The sequence below is a fragment of the Streptomyces sp. ST2-7A genome (assembly GCF_021390475.1).
Classification (GTDB): domain Bacteria; phylum Actinomycetota; class Actinomycetes; order Streptomycetales; family Streptomycetaceae; genus Streptomyces.
In genome coordinates this window covers 46,213-62,636 of record NZ_JAJUWS010000019.1, presented here as the reverse complement: position 1 = coordinate 62,636, position 16,424 = coordinate 46,213, and the positions used below count along the sequence as shown (strand labels likewise).

At 71.6% G+C, this 16,424-nt stretch carries 23 protein-coding genes; 11 read left to right on the top strand and 12 right to left on the bottom strand.

All coding sequences use genetic code 11. From position 1 onward, the window contains the following. Positions 1 to 148: 148 nt before the first annotated feature. Genes LZF96_RS13620 through LZF96_RS13595 form a run of 6 tightly spaced genes read left to right on the top strand, consistent with a single transcriptional unit; the run spans position 149 to position 3,023 of the window. Positions 149 to 1,321 (top strand): LysM peptidoglycan-binding domain-containing protein, encoded by a 1,173-nt coding sequence (locus LZF96_RS13620; RefSeq protein WP_233870954.1) that lies wholly within the window; start codon positions 149 to 151, stop codon positions 1,319 to 1,321. Further along, a complete protein-coding gene (locus LZF96_RS13615; protein WP_233870951.1) occupies positions 1,318 to 1,869 on the top strand; it encodes a 3'-5' exoribonuclease domain-containing protein in 552 nt (183 codons plus the stop codon). The genes LZF96_RS13620 and LZF96_RS13615 overlap by 4 nt, the downstream gene beginning before the upstream one ends. Continuing rightward, positions 1,866 to 2,225, top strand: coding sequence for a hypothetical protein (locus LZF96_RS13610; RefSeq protein WP_233870948.1), 360 nt, complete (start codon positions 1,866 to 1,868; stop codon positions 2,223 to 2,225). Before LZF96_RS13615 ends, LZF96_RS13610 begins: the two co-directional genes overlap by 4 nt. Positions 2,226 to 2,242: 17 nt before the next feature. Then, positions 2,243 to 2,563, top strand: a complete 321-nt coding sequence (locus LZF96_RS13605) for a hypothetical protein (RefSeq protein ID WP_233870945.1) — start codon at positions 2,243 to 2,245, stop codon at positions 2,561 to 2,563. After that, entirely contained in the window at positions 2,517 to 2,726 is a 210-nt protein-coding gene (locus tag LZF96_RS13600) for a hypothetical protein (RefSeq protein ID WP_233870943.1), read from the top strand. The genes LZF96_RS13605 and LZF96_RS13600 overlap by 47 nt, the downstream gene beginning before the upstream one ends. 21 nt (positions 2,727 to 2,747) lie before the next feature. After that, positions 2,748 to 3,023: a hypothetical protein gene (locus LZF96_RS13595; protein WP_233870941.1), complete on the top strand. Its 276-nt coding sequence runs from the start codon at positions 2,748 to 2,750 to the stop codon at positions 3,021 to 3,023. A 224-nt stretch (positions 3,024 to 3,247) separates the two neighbouring features. Here the strand turns inward: LZF96_RS13595 and LZF96_RS13590 are convergent, their stop codons facing one another. The 11 genes from LZF96_RS13590 to LZF96_RS13540 form a co-directional block, all read right to left on the bottom strand. Beyond that, entirely contained in the window at positions 3,248 to 4,135 is an 888-nt protein-coding gene (locus LZF96_RS13590) for a hypothetical protein (RefSeq protein ID WP_233870938.1), read from the bottom strand. Positions 4,136 to 4,236: 101 nt separating this feature from the next. Continuing rightward, a complete protein-coding gene (locus tag LZF96_RS13585) occupies positions 4,237 to 4,725 on the bottom strand; it encodes a hypothetical protein (protein WP_233870936.1) in 489 nt (162 codons plus the stop codon). Between the two features lie 13 nt (positions 4,726 to 4,738). After that, positions 4,739 to 5,407: a hypothetical protein gene (locus LZF96_RS13580; RefSeq protein ID WP_233870934.1), complete on the bottom strand. Its 669-nt coding sequence runs from the start codon at positions 5,405 to 5,407 to the stop codon at positions 4,739 to 4,741. 61 nt (positions 5,408 to 5,468) lie between these two features. Continuing rightward, entirely contained in the window at positions 5,469 to 6,323 is an 855-nt protein-coding gene (locus LZF96_RS26580) for a hypothetical protein (RefSeq protein WP_267940854.1), read from the bottom strand. A gap of 21 nt (positions 6,324 to 6,344) precedes the next feature. Continuing rightward, the gene (locus tag LZF96_RS13570) at positions 6,345 to 6,710 is read right to left on the bottom strand and encodes a hypothetical protein (RefSeq protein WP_233870931.1); all 366 of its coding nucleotides are present in this window, start codon (positions 6,708 to 6,710) and stop codon (positions 6,345 to 6,347) included. A gap of 18 nt (positions 6,711 to 6,728) precedes the next feature. Continuing rightward, positions 6,729 to 7,424: a ParB/RepB/Spo0J family partition protein gene (locus LZF96_RS13565; RefSeq protein ID WP_233870928.1), complete on the bottom strand. Its 696-nt coding sequence runs from the start codon at positions 7,422 to 7,424 to the stop codon at positions 6,729 to 6,731. Beyond that, positions 7,417 to 7,836, bottom strand: coding sequence for a hypothetical protein (locus LZF96_RS13560; RefSeq protein ID WP_233870927.1), 420 nt, complete (start codon positions 7,834 to 7,836; stop codon positions 7,417 to 7,419). Before LZF96_RS13560 ends, LZF96_RS13565 begins: the two co-directional genes overlap by 8 nt. A gap of 97 nt (positions 7,837 to 7,933) precedes the next feature. Next, positions 7,934 to 9,193, bottom strand: coding sequence for a phosphoadenosine phosphosulfate reductase (locus tag LZF96_RS13555; RefSeq protein WP_233870925.1), 1,260 nt, complete (start codon positions 9,191 to 9,193; stop codon positions 7,934 to 7,936). Beyond that, positions 9,166 to 9,543 carry a hypothetical protein gene (locus tag LZF96_RS13550; RefSeq protein ID WP_233870922.1) on the bottom strand — a complete coding sequence of 126 codons (378 nt, stop codon included), beginning with the start codon at positions 9,541 to 9,543 and terminating at the stop codon, positions 9,166 to 9,168. The genes LZF96_RS13555 and LZF96_RS13550 overlap by 28 nt, the downstream gene beginning before the upstream one ends. Before the next feature lie 5 nt (positions 9,544 to 9,548). Next, positions 9,549 to 9,815 carry a hypothetical protein gene (locus LZF96_RS13545; RefSeq protein ID WP_233870920.1) on the bottom strand — a complete coding sequence of 89 codons (267 nt, stop codon included), beginning with the start codon at positions 9,813 to 9,815 and terminating at the stop codon, positions 9,549 to 9,551. Next, positions 9,778 to 10,986, bottom strand: a complete 1,209-nt coding sequence (locus LZF96_RS13540) for a hypothetical protein (protein WP_233870918.1) — start codon at positions 10,984 to 10,986, stop codon at positions 9,778 to 9,780. Before LZF96_RS13540 ends, LZF96_RS13545 begins: the two co-directional genes overlap by 38 nt. 496 nt (positions 10,987 to 11,482) lie before the next feature. Between LZF96_RS13540 and LZF96_RS13535 the strand changes: the two genes are divergently transcribed. From LZF96_RS13535 to LZF96_RS13515, 5 genes are all read left to right on the top strand, one after another. Beyond that, positions 11,483 to 12,724 carry a helix-turn-helix domain-containing protein gene (locus LZF96_RS13535; protein WP_233870915.1) on the top strand — a complete coding sequence of 414 codons (1,242 nt, stop codon included), beginning with the start codon at positions 11,483 to 11,485 and terminating at the stop codon, positions 12,722 to 12,724. A 95-nt stretch (positions 12,725 to 12,819) separates the two neighbouring features. Continuing rightward, positions 12,820 to 13,035 carry a hypothetical protein gene (locus LZF96_RS13530; RefSeq protein ID WP_233870912.1) on the top strand — a complete coding sequence of 72 codons (216 nt, stop codon included), beginning with the start codon at positions 12,820 to 12,822 and terminating at the stop codon, positions 13,033 to 13,035. Further along, complete coding sequence (locus LZF96_RS13525) at positions 13,032 to 13,259, top strand: hypothetical protein (RefSeq protein ID WP_233870909.1); 228 nt, start codon at positions 13,032 to 13,034, stop codon at positions 13,257 to 13,259. The genes LZF96_RS13530 and LZF96_RS13525 overlap by 4 nt, the downstream gene beginning before the upstream one ends. A 29-nt stretch (positions 13,260 to 13,288) precedes the next feature. Then, positions 13,289 to 13,495, top strand: a complete 207-nt coding sequence (locus LZF96_RS13520) for a hypothetical protein (protein ID WP_233870906.1) — start codon at positions 13,289 to 13,291, stop codon at positions 13,493 to 13,495. A gap of 265 nt (positions 13,496 to 13,760) precedes the next feature. Then, the gene (locus LZF96_RS13515; protein ID WP_233870903.1) at positions 13,761 to 14,153 is read left to right on the top strand and encodes a hypothetical protein; all 393 of its coding nucleotides are present in this window, start codon (positions 13,761 to 13,763) and stop codon (positions 14,151 to 14,153) included. Between the two features lie 1,112 nt (positions 14,154 to 15,265). On the opposite strand, the gene LZF96_RS27365 is transcribed toward LZF96_RS13515, so the two are convergent. Further along, positions 15,266 to 16,300, bottom strand: a complete 1,035-nt coding sequence (locus LZF96_RS27365) for a phosphopantetheine-binding protein (RefSeq protein WP_374203227.1) — start codon at positions 16,298 to 16,300, stop codon at positions 15,266 to 15,268. Between the last annotated feature and the right edge of the window lie 124 nt (positions 16,301 to 16,424).

The following is a 16,424-nucleotide window of genomic DNA, read 5'->3' as shown; positions in this document are numbered from 1 at the left end:
CGGGGTCGCGTGCCCGGTATGCGTGGGTTGTCGGGTGGGGGTTGGGAGGTGGGTGGCCGGTGAGCAGTGAAGGCGACGTGGTGTTGTCCCCGGAGGCGGTGGCGCGGGTGTGCCACGAGGTGAATCGGGCGTGGCAGGAGGTCACGGGGTGGATTTGATATCGCGGGAGCAGTGGGGCGCTCGGGCGTTCCGGGTGCCGAACGGCGCGACGGTGTACGGCCGGGCCCGGGCGGGGGTGAAGCTGCACTACCTGGGGTCGGCGTACTCGGACCGTGCACATTCCCAGTGCGCGGCGTATGTGCGGGCGCTCCAGGCGTCCCACATGGACGGCAACGGCTGGTCGGACATCGGCTACTCCTTCCTGGTGTGCACGCACGGCGCTGTCTTCGAGGGGCGGGGCCTGCACCGTCGGAATTCGGCGAACGGCAACGCCTCGCTCAACGACGCCCATTACGCGGTGTGTGCGCTGCTGGGGGCGTCCGGGCTGACGGAGCCTCCGGACGCGCAGCTGCACGGGCTGCGGGACGCGATCGAGTACTGCCGGCGTGAGGGGCCGTGCGGGAACGAGATCGCGCGGCACGCGGATGGGTTCGCCACCGCCTGCCCCGGCCCCGCCCTGACTGCGTGGGTGCGGGCGGGGGCTCCTCGCCCGGCGGGTGGGTCGCGGGGCCCGGGTGGCACGGTGTACGTGGTGCGGGCGGGGGACACTCTGTCGGGGATCGCTGCGGGGTATCCGGGGGTGTCGTGGGAGGAGATTCATGCGGCGAACCGATCGGTGATCGGGGCGGATCCGGGGCGGTTGACGCCGGGGCAGCGGTTGACGATCCCCGCCCCGGCCGGCTCGGGATCCGGCTCGGGCTCGGGTAGTGGTGGGGGTTCCTCGAGCGGGGCGCGGACGCACACGGTGCGGTCGGGGGAGACGCTGTCGGGGATCGCCGCCGGGTATGCGGGGGTGTCGTGGCAGCAGCTCGCGCAGGCGAACCGGATCGCGGCGCCGTACACGATCCGGACGGGGCAGGTCCTCGCCATCCCGGCCGCCGCGCAGCCGGCGCCGTATGTGCCGCCGCCGTTCCCGAAGGGGTTGCGGCCGGGGTCCGCGTCGCCGTCGGCTGTGCCGTGGCAGCGCTGCTTGAAGCGCCTGGGGTTCATGCCGGGGAGCGTGGCCGAGCACCCGAACTACGGGCCGGCGACGCAGGACGCGACCGCCCGGTTCCACAACGCCCACCCGCAGTACCGCAGCGCCGGGGTCTCCCGGGACGTGGCGGTCGGCTCGCAGGGGTGGGCGCACGCACACCGCTTGGCCTACGGAGGTAACCGATGACCGCAGTGGATTACGACCTGGAGTTCCGTGAGGACGGGCGGGTGATCGAGCTGATCAGTATCGGCATGGTCGCCGATGACGGGCGGGAGCTGTACGCCATCAGCAGCGAGTTCGACCAGCCGGCGGTGCGTCGGCACCCGTGGCTGCGCGAGCACGTCTGGTCGCAGCTCCCCATCGTGAAGAACTGGGAGGGGGTGCGGGGGGTGGACCGTCTCGATCTGGACCACCCGGATGTTCGGCCGCGTGCGCAGATCGCCCGCCTGGTCCACGACTTCATCGTCGCGGCGGGGCCGGATGTGGAGCTGTGGGCGAACTGGGGCGCGTATGACCACGTGTGTCTGGCGCAGCTCTGGGGCCCGATGATCGCGCTGCCCGAGGGCGTGCCGATGTTCACGCACGACATTCAGCAGGAAGCGCGGCGTCTCGGCATCCGCTGGGACGAGCTTCCGAAGCAGGAGGGCGGCGAGCACAATGCGCTCGCCGACGCTCGACACAACCGGACCGTGCGGCGGTGGCTGGCCACTCGCGCACAGGAGAGGACCGCATGATGCGCAGCATCCTCGGGCGTGAGCCCGCTTTGTGGCTGGCCGTGATATCGGCCGGCTTGTCCCTGGCCGTGACTCTCGGGGTCGGCCTGAGCACGGCGCAGGCGGGCGCGATTGTCGCGGCGATCACTGCTGTGGGCGGGGCGGTCACCGCGCTGATGACCCGGCCGATCGCGCCGGGGGCTTTCACCGGGGCCGTCGCCGCCCTCGCCGCGCTCGTGGCCGCCTTCGGTTTCGAGGTCGCCCCCGAGACGGTGGCCGTCGTGTCCGCCGTCGTCGTCACCGTGCTCGGGCTCCTGACCCGGGGGCAGGTGTCACCGGCCGATGAGGCACACCGCCGCACCCTGACCGGAGTCTGAGCATCGGGGAGGCCGGTATGGAGGGCATCCCGACGGCGCTTCTCGCGCAGGGCGGCGGCTGGGCGATCGTGGCTGCTGCCGTGTGGATGGTCCTCACCGGCCGCCTCGTGCCCCGCAGCGTGATGGAGGACGCCCGAACGGATCGCGACCGGTGGCGGGCGGCCCACGAGGTCAGCGAGGAGGCCCGCCGGGAGGCGGATCGGCAGATGGGTGAGCTGCTGGAGTTGGCCCGCACGACCGGGCAGGCCCTGTCGAGTCTGCCGCCGGCGCCCCCGGAGGGGGTGAGGGCGGATGCGGATCCTGGTGCGGTGGCTGGTCGGCCGTCGTCGTCGGGCTGAGTGTCCGGAGGCGGAGGCGGCGCTGGCCCGGGCGCGGTCGGCGCTGGAGGAGGCGCGGGCGCGGCGGCCGGAGGTGACGGAGATCGCCGGTCGGCTGCGGCAGTTGCGCCACGAGAACCACTTGGCCGCCCGGATGCGGGCGGCACTGTACGAGGGCCGGTGAGCGATGGAGCCCGATCGGATAGTGAACGCCGCGGCGAGTGGGTTGTTGCTGGTGGCGGCGGTGGTGTTCTGCGTCGCGTATCACGTGCTCGCCCGGTGGTGGCGGTCCCCGGAGGGGCGGCACTTGATGGCGGGGGCGGCTGCGCTGGGTGCGCTGGGCGGGTACACGGTCGCGATCATGGTGTGGCCGGATGCGGTGCCCGCTCTGCGGTGGGTGCGGGCGGGGCTGGTGCTGGCGCTGGCGGTGCTGCTGGCGCAGAGGACGGTGCTGCTGTGGCGGGCGCAGCATCACTGCTGAGGCGGAGGAGGGGTGAGCGTGGGTTTTGCCGGAGTTTCCCTGATGGTGGGGAGCCGCGGGGGTGGGGGCGGGGGATAATCGGGTGAGGAAGAGGAAGGCGTCGGTGGCCTTGGCAGGTGCGGCGTCGTTGCGGGGTCGGGTCCGGGGGTGGTGCCCCGGGCCCGGCCCCGATCTTGTATCCGGGGCGTGGGGACCGTGCACAGGGCCGCCTACGTGTTCGGGGTCTACTGGGGTTTCCAGCCGATGGCCTCCACTCCGGAGGAGTAACCACGCCCGGGTGAGACGACACCCGTCGGCGCCCATCCGACGTCGATGAACTCTCGGGCCGCTTCCGTGGGAATCCAGCGGTCACCGCGTGCCGGGTCGGACATCCACGCGGCCAGCTCGTCGGCCGTGGTGCACACCGGGCTGATGGGGGATCCCTCGCTGACGGTTTCCCAGAGTTGCCAGCCCTCGCCCGTGGGCGGGTCCGTGGGCTCCCATTGTTCGGCTTCGGCGCGCTGTCCCGGGTATGCCTCGATGCCGGCGTGGCCCTGGCAGGTTCGGCATGTGTCGTCGGCGCCTTCGCGTTCGCAGCGGGCTCGGATGACGACGGCCGCGTTGATTGCGTCGTGGCCGAATCCGTGGAGCGACCATTTGTTGACCCGGGCGGCGGTCGGGGTGACGGGTGGGTCGAGCTTCTGCCATCCGTTCTCCGGGCTCCAGGTGTGGGTGAAGTCGTGGAGGCGATCGGCGGTGGCCAGGGCGTTCACGTCGTCCTGGGAGAGGTGGTGGGACCATCTGGCGTTGAAGAAGTCGGCGAGGCGTCGGGCCTCACAGGCGATGGCGATCTCTCCACTGCCGTAGTGGTCGGGGGCGTCCACGATGTGCCGTTCAGCGAGGTCGCGGATGGCCGGGGCCTCGGGGAGCCACGGGGTGGATCCGGTGCTGGCCGGGTCGAAGGGGCGGCGTCCGTACCACAGGGTGTAGAGGGATTCGGCGTGCGGGGAGTGGCCCCTCTCGCAGTCCGGGCAGGGGTTCTCGTCGAAGCGGTCCGGCAGGAGGAAGCCGTGCCAGGCTTTGTTGAGGGGCCAGTCGAAGTCGAGTGGTACGCGGCGGATCTGTCGTCCCATGGGTTTCTCCTCGGAGGGGATGAGGGGTCCGGCCCCGCCCCGGGTGCGTTCCGGGGCGGGGTCGTCTTCGTCGTGTCCGGGCAGGGGTCAGGGGTCAGGGGTCAGGGGTTGGGGCGGCGGGCGATGGCCAGCACGCCCCGGGCGATGTTGCGCATGCGGTGGGCGGCCCGCAAACTGCGGGTGCCCGCGATCTCGGTCAAGCCCATCTCGTACACCTCCCGGATCTCCTCCAGCTCCGCGTGCCGGGCGGGGCGGGCGCGGGGGACGGCCAGGCCCCGGCAGCCGATGATCCGGCCGGTTCCGTCGCGGACTTCCTGGTCCACGACGAGGAGGTCGTCCCGGTCAGAGCCGGCGAGGGCGAGGGCGGTGACCAGGGACACGACGTACCGGACCCCCTCGCGGGGCTCGGGCATCTCCGCGTTGTCGCCGTAGGTGGTGATGCCGAGGGGGATGCCCGCGAGATCACCGGCGTCCTGTCGCTCGGCCGTCAGACGGGCGACCTGGCCGGACGGCGGGATCTCCCGGATGAGGCTGCCGTCGTGGTCCAGGACGGTGATGGGGTGCGGGGTGAGATTGATGATCTCGGTCATCGGGTTTCTCCGTTCAGGGGTAGAGGCGGTGGGCAAGGTCGGGTCCGGTGAGGTGGCCGTAGGGCTGGCCGATCGTCCCGCCGGGGTGGAAGGCGAGGACCACGGCGCCGTCGGCGGCGGCCGGCGAGGCGGCGGTCAGTTCGGCGAGCGCGTCGGGGTCGGGGGTGGGGTCTTGGTCCAGGAGCCGGCCGAGGAGCGGCCCCCACAGGTCGAGCAGGACCGCGCGGGCCGGCGGGCGCTTGGCCACGGCGCTGCGCAGGGCGGTCAGGCCCTCGATGTAGTCGTCCCACCGGCCGGTGTCCCGGGGGCCGGGGAGGGCGGCGAGACGCCAGGGCGGGCCGGGGGCGGTGAGCCGGGTGCGCAGGTGCTTGGGGTGGTGTCCGTGGGCGCGGATCTGGCTGGTGAGGCCGGTCAGGGGCTGCCAGGTGATCGTGACGTCGCCGGAGAGGATGGTGGCGTGGCCGGGGGTGTTGCAGGGGGTGGGGAGGGTGAGGTTGTCGTGGGTGGGGTGGGCGGGGTGCCAGTCGATCGGCAGGCCCTCGCGTCCGTGGGTGCGGGCCCATTCGGCGACGAGGGGTTCGGCGGTCTCGCGGGGGCCGGTGTGGGCGACGTCGATGTCGCCGGGGTGGGTGACGGTGGGGTCGGCGGCTGAGCCGTACACCACCACGATGGAGGTCTGCATCCGGGGTCTCCTTCGGGTGCCGGGCAGGTGGGGCCCCTCGGAGGGGTGATGAAGGACGCGGTCAGGGGGCGGGTGAGACGAGGGCGTGTGCGAGCATCTGCGCCAGGAGCTCACACGCCCTGTCGGCGGTTTTCTCGTACGCCACGTGCAGGTGCACGCGGTCCCCGCCGGTGCGCTTGTTCAGCTCCAGGAGTTCGTCCTGTGCCCGGGAGTCGTCGGTGTCGGCTTCGTCGATGGCGTCGGCGAGGTTGATGCCCTGCCATTCGCCGGTGACCCGGCGCAGGGGCTCCAGGGCTTCCAGGGCGAGGCGGCGGGCGCGGGCTTGGGCGCCGGTTTCGACGAGTCGGGCTTCGGGGCCCCAGTCCTCGGGGATCGGCGCGGGGGGCGGGCCGGGCAGCACGATGCGTTCGGCGGGGCGAGGGCGGGCCAGGGAGCGGACCCGCCCGTCGTGGATACCGTACGTGGCGAAGGTGCGGATGATCTCGTTCCGGGACAGGCCGAGGACGCGGTCGGCCTGCTGGATGAGTTCGGCCTGGTCGGCGGCGGCTTGTTCGGCCGCGGCGCCTTGTTCTTGGACGGCTGCGCGGAAGTCGTCCCGGCTCATGTGGCCGGTGCACCGTGGGGTGCCGGGGCGGGGCCGGTGGGAGCAGGCGGGCTCGGTGCACATGGGTCGGACCAGGCCGGAGGCGTCGACCTCGGCGCGCCACCGGTCGATGCGGATGATGGCGCCCTGGTCGTCGGCCGTCTCGACTTCGAGCGGGGCGGTCAGCGTGTTGGCGAGGGGGGCGCGGGCAGCGGCCCCGGCCAGGGCGAGGACGGCGAGGACTGGGGCGTTCCAGGTGGTGCCGTCCGGGTCGGTGAAGGGCGCGGTGCCTTCGGCTAGGGCGGTGGTGATGGTGGTGTGCAGCGTGGCCATGGGTGGGGTCTCTCCGGTGGGTCAGGCGTAGGAGCGCTCGTAGGGGGCGAGGCGGGCGCAGCGGGGGCAGACGGGTAGGACGATGCCGGAGGAGTCCGGTTCCTCCTCCATCGCGTCGACGGGCCAGCTGCGGTTGCACTCCGCGCAGTGGGTACGTTCCTCGGCTGCCAACTCGAGGTGGTACCGGCCGGGCTCCTCGCCGGGCCGGTACTTGCCGGTGATGCGCTGTTCCTTGGTGGTGCCGCCGCGTTTGGTGGCGAGGACGGTGGTGGCGTCGGTGGTGGTGATGGAGTCGAGGACCTCCTGGTCGACGAGGAGGGTCCAGGTGCGGCCGGTCTTGGTGTAGCGGGCGGCGCCGGGTCGCAGGTGAGCGGGTGTGTCGGTCATGGTGGTGGGGCCTTCGGGTCAGGTGGTGGGCCATTGGGGTTCGGTGTCGGCTTCGAAGGCTTCGGAGAACTCGCGGTCGGCGAAGAGTTCGGCGAGGCCTTGGACTTGGCGCAGTCGCAGGACTTCGTCGGGTTGCATGCCGAGTTCCTGTCCGATCCATTCGTCGCTTTTCCCGCGGCGGGCGAGTTCGAGGACCATGTCGGACATGCCGTCGACGGTGTGTTCGCCGCGGGCGCGGTTGTGGCGGACGGTGGCGGCCATGCGGTCGGTCCGCTCGGTGCGCTCGGGGCGGATGACGGTGACGGGGAGGCGTCCGTGGAGGCGCTTGCGCAGGGCGGGGGTTTCTTTGCCGACGCGGTGGCGGTGGAAGCCGTCGACGACTTCGTAGGTGCCGTCGGTGGGGCCCCAGTCCTCGACGGGCCAGGCGACGATGGGTTGGGTGTAGCCGTCGGCGTCGATGGAGTGCTTGAGGAGGCGCATCTCGGGTGGGGCGACGACGTTGGGGTTGTAGTCGTTGGCTTGGAGGCGGTCGGCCTTGACCCACAGGACGCAGTCGACGGGTTCGTCACGCATGGGTGAGTGGCGGGCGAGGGCGGTGCGCAGGGCGTTGATGGTGTCGATGCGCTGGTCTTCGGGGAGTTCGGCGAGGCGGGCGAAGAGGGTGGTGGCGTCGTCGACGATGGCCTGGCCGAGGAGGTCGAGTTGTTCAGTCACGGCCGGCCTCGCGGATGGTGGCGGGGCGGACCATGGTGGTGAAGTTGCGGGTGGTCTTGAGGGTGGCGAAGCCGGCTTTGGTGTGGGTGTCGGCGAGGGAGTTGCGGACGACGGTGTGGAGGTCGCGGTCGTGGCCGAAGTTGGTGACGGCGGCGTTGATGAGGTGGGTGGGGGTGTCGGCGGGGGCGTTGGGGGCGATCCACAGGGATTCGACGGTGGTGCGTCGGTTGCCCTGGTTGATGCCGATGAAGCCGGTGATGGTGGTGCCGGTGCGGGCGATGATCCAGGTCTTGGTGGGTTCGTCCCAGATGGGGCCGCCGATTTCGTGGTGGACGTCGCGGTTGGCGAGGTAAGGGCCGAGGGTGGGGTAGAAGTCGGGGTGGGTGTCGGTGAGGGTGGTGAGGTGGGTCATGGGTTCTCCGTGTGTGGTGGTGTGGTTCCTCGACGTGTCCGAGTGTGGCACAACCCACCTCCTTTACGCAAAGGATTTTGCGTAAAGGAGGTGGGGTTCACTCCTCCCGCGAGGAAGCGGCGCGAGCCAGGCCCATGCGGTCGACCTGCCACAGTGCCCGCCGCTTGTTCATCAGCTCCCGGTAGCGGGTGTACGCCTCACGCTTGGTCGGGGTGAACGACAGCCCCTTGCACCAGTAGTCCTGCGCGAGGAGCACTTTGCAGATCCGCGTCCAGGACGGCTCCTTCTTCGAGGTGGCCGACCCCTCGTCCGGGATGCCGTCGGGGTAGCCGCGTAGTTGGTACCAGCGCAGGAACACCGCGATCTTCGCCCGGTAGTGCTCCGCTGTGGGCTGGGGCATGGAGTCCAGCAGGTTGTGGGCGAACTCCTGCCACGTCAGCCCGTCCGGCTTGGTGATCTTGATGCGGCCCAGGACGTTGCCGCTGGTGCGCGCGTGCGTCGCTCCGAAGTTCGCGCCCTGGACCCGGGCCACCACCTTCGACCACGTCTCGGGCTCGATGACGTGATACAGCCACAGGCCGCGCCGCTGGTCGTCACCGTACGGCTGGCAGATACGGGCCTGGTGGATCGTGAGCCCTGCTTGGTGCATCCGGTCGTACAGCCGGTTGTACGGCGTTTTGGTCCGCCCGTAGTAGGTCCAGATGTCCTCGGTGCGCCAGTCGTAGATCGGATACGCGTTGTAGCAGCCGCCGCCCACCCACGTGGTCCATGCCAGGTTCTCGTGGGAGCGCTTGTAGCGGCGCGCGATGGTGCGCCACCGGTTGAGGGACTCCTGGGTACGGATCCCGACCAGGCAGGCGGTGAGCTGCTCCTGGCCGTGCTCGCCTTGGCGGGCGTACCACTCGCCGAAGGCCGGCACGAACTCCTCGAACTCCATGCGGCGACGGAAGAACGGGAAGTACTCCTCGTCGGTGATGGCGCCGGGCGGGGGACGGCGCACCCAGTCCTCTTCCCGGTCGGGGTCCCAGCACATCCACTGAGGTTCGAACTGCGAGACGGCGTTGCGCAGGTTCAGCGGCAGCGCCACCCAGTACGGGTCGATCACGTCCGCATGGCGCTTCAGCATGGCGTGGATGTAGTCGATCGTCAGGGCGTACTGGGCTTCCAGGTCCACGATCAGTACGCCGATGCGTCGACCGCGGCGGCGGGCCTCGTTGGCGGCCAGCTCCAGGAGGACGCCGGAGTCCTTGCCGCCGGAGAAGGAGACGTAGATGCGGGGGAAGTCGGAGAAGACCCGGTTGATGCGGTGCCGGGCGGCTTCCAGGACGTTCACTCCGAGGTGACGTTTGCCAGCCACTGCTGGACCTCCTCTTTCGTGCACTCGATCAGCAGGCCGTCGGCGTCGACGGTCAGGTAGCGGCGTTCGGCGGTGCCGTCGGTCCGGGGGCAGTGCGCCTCGTACAGCTCACCGGCCTGGAGGGTCCAGTAGCAGATGATGCCGTTGCCGCGGGGGTCGGCCTGGCCGTAGTCGTCGCGGCGGGGCAGGAACTCGCGGCGGAAGGGGGTGCGGCCGGTGGGGGTCAGGGCGGTGAGGCGGGCGACCCAGGGCACCCCGAGGCGGCGGTGGTGTTCGACCAGTAGGGGGTCGAACCGGCGCAGTTGGCGGGCGCGGGCCGGGGACAGGGCGTGGGCGGGCGCAGAGAACACGGTCTTCACGGTCGGGTCTCCTCGGGCGCGGGGGGGGGGCGGGGGCCGCGTCGCAGGGGGCGCTTGGGCCACCAGGCGTCCATCTGTGCGGCGTCGTAGCGCAGGGAGGGCTCGCCGGGGTTGACCGGGTCGGGGGGTGCGGGGGCGGTGGCGGGATCGGCGCGGTGTTCGGCCAAGCCGCGTTCCAGTGCGCGGCCCACGGTGGAGGGGGCGACGCGGTAGCGGCGGGCGAGTTCACTGCGGGTCAGGTGCAGGGGCGGGGGGGTGGTCATGGGTCCTCACGGTGTATTGGACGGGGACGGTGCCGGGCACGACGCGGGTGCGGGCGCCGGGGGCCAGTGCGTCACGCAGGCGTTGCACGAGAGTGGGGTCGGCGGTGAGGCCCTCGCTGCGGATGTACTCGGGGTGGAAGCCGGGGTGCTGCCAGATGACGCGGCCGTCGCGGGTCAGCATGAGGCGACCGGCGGGGACCATGCCGCGGAAGCCGGTGCCGGCGACGATCTCCCCGGTGAGGGTGTCCTCGGGGGTGGGGGTCCACCGGTCCTCGGCTGTGGCGGCGGTCAGACGGGCGGCGGCGGTCATCAGGGCGTGGAGTTCGTCGGCGTCGATGCCGGCCATGGCCCGGCCGGTCTCCTCGGCCAGTTCCTCCTCGGTGGGCTCGATCAGGAGCAGGTCGTAGGAGAAGTGCCAGTGGGCGTCGACGGGCATGTCGGGGTGCCGGCAGTCATAGGCGTCGATCTCGTTGGTGAAGTGGACCTCGGAGCCGACGACCAGGGCGCGGCATCCGTCGTCCAGGCGCATGACCTCGCCGACGTCCCGGGCGGTGGCGAGAGCGGTGGCCTTGGTGTGGAAGCGGCGGGTGACCTCGGTCAGGTGCAGGATGTCGCCGCCCAGCAGAGTGCGGCCGGAGTCCACTATGGCTTTCTCGCGCAGGCGGGCGGAGTGCACGGCTTCGGCGCGGCGGCGCTCCAGGCGCTGCTCCTCGTAGTACAGGCGGCGGGTTTCCTGCCGGGCGACGCGCTCCAGCTCGAGGTCGATGTTCCACGCCTCGACCATGGCGGCGATCTCCGCGTAGGCGGTGTCGGTGCGCACGGCCCACGCCTTGGTGTGCTTGCAGAAGATGGCGTTGGTCTCGCGCAGGCGGCGGTGGATGTGGGCGGCGCCGTAGGGCAGGACGATCCAGCGGCCGGCCTGTTTGACGGCCTCGATTTCTCGGATGCGGGTTTCCGCGGCGAGGACGAGGGCGGTGACGGCTTCGCGTTTGGTGGTGCCGATCCAGCGGGCGCGGTGGTTGGGGTCCCAGTGAGTGCCGAGTTCGACGAGCTGGCGGTTGAGCTGGGAGTGGTAGCCGGCGCGGACGTAGATGCGGCGGCCGGTCTGCCATGCGCGGGTGGTGGGGGTGTCGGGGTGGATCGGCTTGCGTGGTTTGCCGGTTGCGGACACGGGTCCTCCGGAGTGTGGGGTGTTCCTCGACAGGGGCCGAGTGTGCCACACCCCACCCCCTTTACGCAAAGAATTTTGCGCGTTTTGGGTGAGGGGATGGCCCGGCCGCAGGAGAACTGTCGAGGAACACCACGCGGGCCGGGCCCACCCCAGGATCGCACACGGGCGACCCGCCATCCCCGCGGGTGCGGGGACCAAGTGGGTGTCATCACGGTTGAGCGGACCATCCCCGCATGTGCGGGGAGCAAGGGGTCGGGCCCCCACCGAGGGGGGATCCGGTGGGGGCCCGTTCGGGGGTGATCCCACCGTAGCGGCCGGGGCGGTGTCGGGGTGGGGAATCACGGAACCCGGGGTGCGGGGTGCACTCGTAAGGGTGGAGTGCAGGCAAACGTACGGCCCCGGCACTCCACGGTGCCGGGGCCGATCCGCTGTCCCCGCGCGCACGTACGGGGGTACCGTCCTGAGTGTCGAGGCTCAACACGGATTGGGGTTCAGCATGGCACAGGGGACTGACAAAAACAGCGGCGGGCCCGGTGTTCCGCCGGGCGAGAGTATCGGGCAGCGGATCGCGGCGATCCGGCGGGCCCGGGGCCTGACCCAGCACGGCCTGGCGCAGCGGGCGCACATCTCCTACAGCACGGTGACGAAGGTGGAGTCGGGGCACATCGCGGCGTCCCCGATGGTGACGTCCGCCTGCGCCCGCGCGCTGCGCGTACCGGCAACCGACCTGACCGGTCAGCCGTACTACGACCAGCTGAAGGCGGACCAGTTGGAGGAGTTGATTCAGCCGCTTCGGCAGGCGATTGCGAATCCGATGCTGCCGCCGGAGGAGGGAGATCCGCGGGCGTTGGCGGCGATCCGGGCGGATGTGGCGCGGCTGGATGCGTGGCGGTTGCGCGGGGAGTACATGGTGATCGCCGCAGAGGCGCCGGCGTTGGTGGATGAGCTGCTCCTGGCGGCGGATCGGGCGCCGGCGGGGCGGGAGCGGGAGAAGACCTACCGGGCGCTGGCCGACACCTACCGTCTGGCGCGGTCGCTGCTGGGCAAGCTCGGGTACACCGACCTCGGGCTGTTGGCGTTGGACCGGATGCAGCAGACGATCCCGCACGCCGGGGACCCGTATCTCCAGGTCGTGGTGTGTCACTACCGCGGGGACTACTTCCTTCATCACGGGGCGCCGGAGATCGCGCTGCGGGAGATCGGGGCGATGGAGCGGATGCTGGAGGATCCGGTGCGGCGGGGGGATGTGCGGGCCATGTCGGTGCGGGGCACGATGTGGCTCAAGTCGGCGGTGTTGCATTCGCGGTCGGGGCGTTCGGGGGCGGCCGGGGAGGTGACGGGGCGGGTGTCCGAGGCGCGGGCCCTGGCGGGCCGGCTGGCCGGGCGGCCCGATCCCTACGGATTGGTCTTCGACGAGATGAACGTCCAGTTGCACGAGGCGTCCACGCAGCTCGATTTGGGTGAGACGGGGCGGATGGTGGAGTTGGGTGAGCGGGTGCGGTTGCCGGAGGGGTGGGCGCGGAACCGGGCCGGTCATCACCACATGGATATGGCGCGGGCGTATGAGGTGGTGGGGCAGCGGGAGAGGGCGGTGAGCGAGTTGGTGGCGGCGCGGCAGGCTGCGCCGGCGCAGACGAGGTATCACCCGACGACGCGGGAGACGGTGCACGCGTTGTTGCGGAAGCGGCGGTCGCCGGAGCCGGCGTTGCAGGCCGTGGCCAGGTGGGTGGGGGTGTAGCACGGGCCGGGCCGGCTGGTGGCATGACACGAGGGCCCCGACTTTCATTGCGGAATGAAAGTCGGGGCCTTGTGATTTCGGCAACATGACTGGGTGTGAGCGCACGTCACACGATGATCATGGAGTCGAGGATGGCCAAGCCACTCGCCCGGAGGTACGAGGAACCCGTGAAGGCGCTGCGGCGCTGCGCGGGGTGCGGGACGTTGACGCAGGAGGCCCGGCCCGAGCCGGGGTGCGGGAAGGGCTGCGAGTGGCGCTGCCCGGACTGCCTGCCCGTGTCGGGCGCGGAGAAGGCCGGGGGTGCGCGGTGAGCGACCTGCGGCAGCAGACGCGGGCGACCCCGGAGGTGGGGGACGAAGTGGAGCTGGAGCCGGGCGGGGAGCGGTTCGTGGTCACCAACATCAGCTCGGAGGACGGGTTGTGCACGCTGCGGGGGCGGGGCCGCGGTGGTGTCCCGGAGGAGGATCCGGTGGACCCGGCCGTGTTGATGGTGGTGCGGACTCGTGCGGAACGCCGGGGCGGGGACGCCTGGTGACCGGGGAGAGGCGGAGGTTTCGGGAGCATGTGATCGAGCCGGACGAGGAGCCGGATGCGGAGGCGATCACGTTCACGGCGCAGTGCGCGGTGTGCGAGGAACGCGGGCCGACGGGGGACGGGGGCGGGGAGGTGACCGGGTGGATGGCCCGGCACCTCAAGGCGCATCCGGAGCACCTGTCGTATCGGGAGATCATCACGCGCCCGTACAGGGCTGTGCCGGGGGCGTGGCGGTGAGGGCCGGGGCGCCGGAGGAGGCGCTGGACTTGATCCGGGTGTTGCCGGGGGAGATCCGTGTGGGGGACTCGATGGTGATAGGAGGTGTGGAGCGGACGGTGGTGGATCTGCGTGCTGTCCCACCGGCCGGGTCCCGGCTGGTGGTGTTCGGGGAGGGTGTGACGCTGCGGCTGCCGGCGAGGGAGCAGGTGGCGGTGAACCGGTGGGTTCCGGTGAGGCGTTTCCCTCGGCCGGGCCGTGTGGTGCCGCGGCGGGGGGTGGTCCGATGACCCGCGACGGCGAGCACGGCCAGGAGCAGGTGCTGGGGGCCGGGGGCCGGGGACACGGCCGGGGGGCCGGGGACGGGTCGGGTGCGGGGAAGCCGGGGCGGGCTCCGTTGGTGTTGCGGCCGGCGGGCCGGGCCGGGAACTGGCACCTCCCCGGCTCCGGGGGGCGGGCGGTGATCGATGTGCCGTTGCGCCCGGCGCCGGGGGGTCGGCCGGTGGTGCTGCGTCTGGACATCTCGGATGCGGAGCTGCTGCACGCGAGTCTGTGTGAGCGGTTGGGTCCGTATCCGGCGGCGCGTGCCCAGGAGGGGGAGGGCGGGGTGCCGGGGTGTCGTGAGGCGCCTTCGGGGCCGGTGCGGCTTCGGCGGGGGTTGCGCGGCGACCGCCCGTAGGGGCGACGGCTCGTAGGGGGGGGGGGGGGGGGAATAGGGCTCGGTGCCCGGGCGGTGAAGTGTTTCCCGCCCGGGCACCGTGATGCTGCGGCCGGGGCGCGCGAGGCACGCTTCCCGTCCCGATGGCGGGGCTCCGGTCGCTCGGGGTCTTCCCCGGGCAGTTTCGAGGGCCGCCCTGGGGAGGCCCTGTTTCGTGGGGTGTGGGAGGGTGGTTTTCGGGCCGTTTCCCGGCCGGGGAGAGGCCAATTGCCTTTCCTTACTATGGTGTCCGGCGACCTGCGTTTATGCAGGTCCGCACAGTGGTGGGCCGGGGATACCTTCTAAGCACTTGGTCGCAGGTTCGAGTCCTGCCGGGGGCACTTTCCATCCACCACCGGATGGACCGCTTTTTCCCAGATCGAACAGGATTTTTCGTCTCGCCGGGGCCTCCGGGTTCCGCTGCTCCACCGGCGTCGGAAGTCCGGTTGGCACCGGTTGAGACAAGGGCTCCACGGCTACCCGTCCCCCTGAGCCCCGGCATCCCGCCCTCCGGCGGCTCCGGAGAGCACCCCGTGGGGCGTCACGACAAGCGGTCCGGGGGTCACGAGAGCGAACCCCGGACCGCCTCATGCGACTCCACCTTCCGCGCCCTCCGCGCGGGGGTTCCGGGGCCGAGACGTTCCCACGTCGGTGGAAGCCACATCACGCCCGGCCCTCCCGAACCGGAGGGCAGGGCGTGATGTGTGGAGACCGGCACGGCGTGGGACATCAATCGGTCCGAGCGCGCGGGAGCCGGTCACGTGTGGTGTCGGTCAGGACCGGCGCGGTGGAACCGAGAGGGGCGGCGAAGGCGGCGACGAGGTCGTGCAGACGCCCGTCGTCACCGGCCGGGTGTCGGGGACCGACCCCATGTGCGGGCCGGGGGAGTCGGCGGCGGACGGGGCGAGGGAGAGATCGCGGGGTACAGGGGCACCTCCGGGAAACCGATACGGATCCACCGGACACCGGCGGTGCGGCGGGGGCGGGTGGGGTCCTGACCGGTGCGGGGGTCGCCGTACTCGTCGTGGTCTCGGCACGCCGCATCCGGTTCGTGCCGGACGGCCGCTCCCGCCCTCGGACGGACCGGAGCCGGCTCAGACTCCGGTCCGTCCGCCGGGGAGCTCCCGGTCCAGGTGGGCCGCCAGGCCGGCCGGGGTGGGGTGGTCGTAGACGAGAGTCATCGGCAACTCCATGCCGAGCTCCTCGCCGAGCCGTTGACGCAGCTCCAGGACTCCGACGGAGGCCATTCCGGCGTCCAGCAACTCCTCCCCGGCATCGATCTCGTCGAGGGCGTCGTGGCCGAGCACGGCGGCGGCGTGGGTGCGGATCAGTTCCAGCAGCCGTTCGGCACGGTCGGGACCGGGCGGCCAGGAGGCAGCCGTGAGGCGTCCGGTCGGTGCCGGTGCGGCCTGTTCCTCCGTCTCCGGGGCGGTGGAGACGGCCTGCCAGGCACGCAGGGCGGGCAGGGCCTCGCGCAGCGAGGCGTCCGGGTCGATGCCGAGGAGGGCGGCGAGCTTCTCGACGTTCTCCTCGACCTCGGCCGGCAGCAGGGGCCGGGAGCCGGACCGGCGGTCCGGCTCCCGCGTCTGGCCGATCCAGTGTCGGGTGTGACGGAAGGGGTGGGTGGGGCGGTCCATGTCGGCGGGACGGAGCGGCTCCTCCCCCGGTACGACCGGTGCTTGTTCGATGATGGCGTGGGCGTTGGTACCACTGATCCCGAAGGAGGACACCCCCGCCCGGAACGGCCGACCCGTACGCGGCCACGCACACTCCCGCACCGCCAACTCCACCCCACCACGCGACCAGTCCACATGCGGCGTCGGCTCCCCCACATGCAGGGTCCGGGGCACCACCCCGTGCCCCATCGCCAACACCAACTTCATCACCCCCGCCACACCCGCCGCCGCCTGCGTATGCCCCAGATTCGACTTCACCGACCCCAACAACACCGCCCGCTCACGATCCCCACCCCCGAACACCGACAACAACGCCTCCGCCTCGATCGGATCCCCCAACTCCGTCCCCGTCCCATGCGCCTCCACCACATCCACCTCACCCGCCGACAACCCGGCCGACCCCAACGCCCGCCGAATCACCCCCACCTGCGCCCGCCCACTGGGCGCCGTCAAACCATTACTCGCCCCATCCTGATTCGTCGCCGACCCCCGCACCACCGCCAACACCCGCCGCCCCGACGCCCGCGCCACCGACAACCTCTCCAACACCAACACCCCCACCCCCTCCGACCACCCC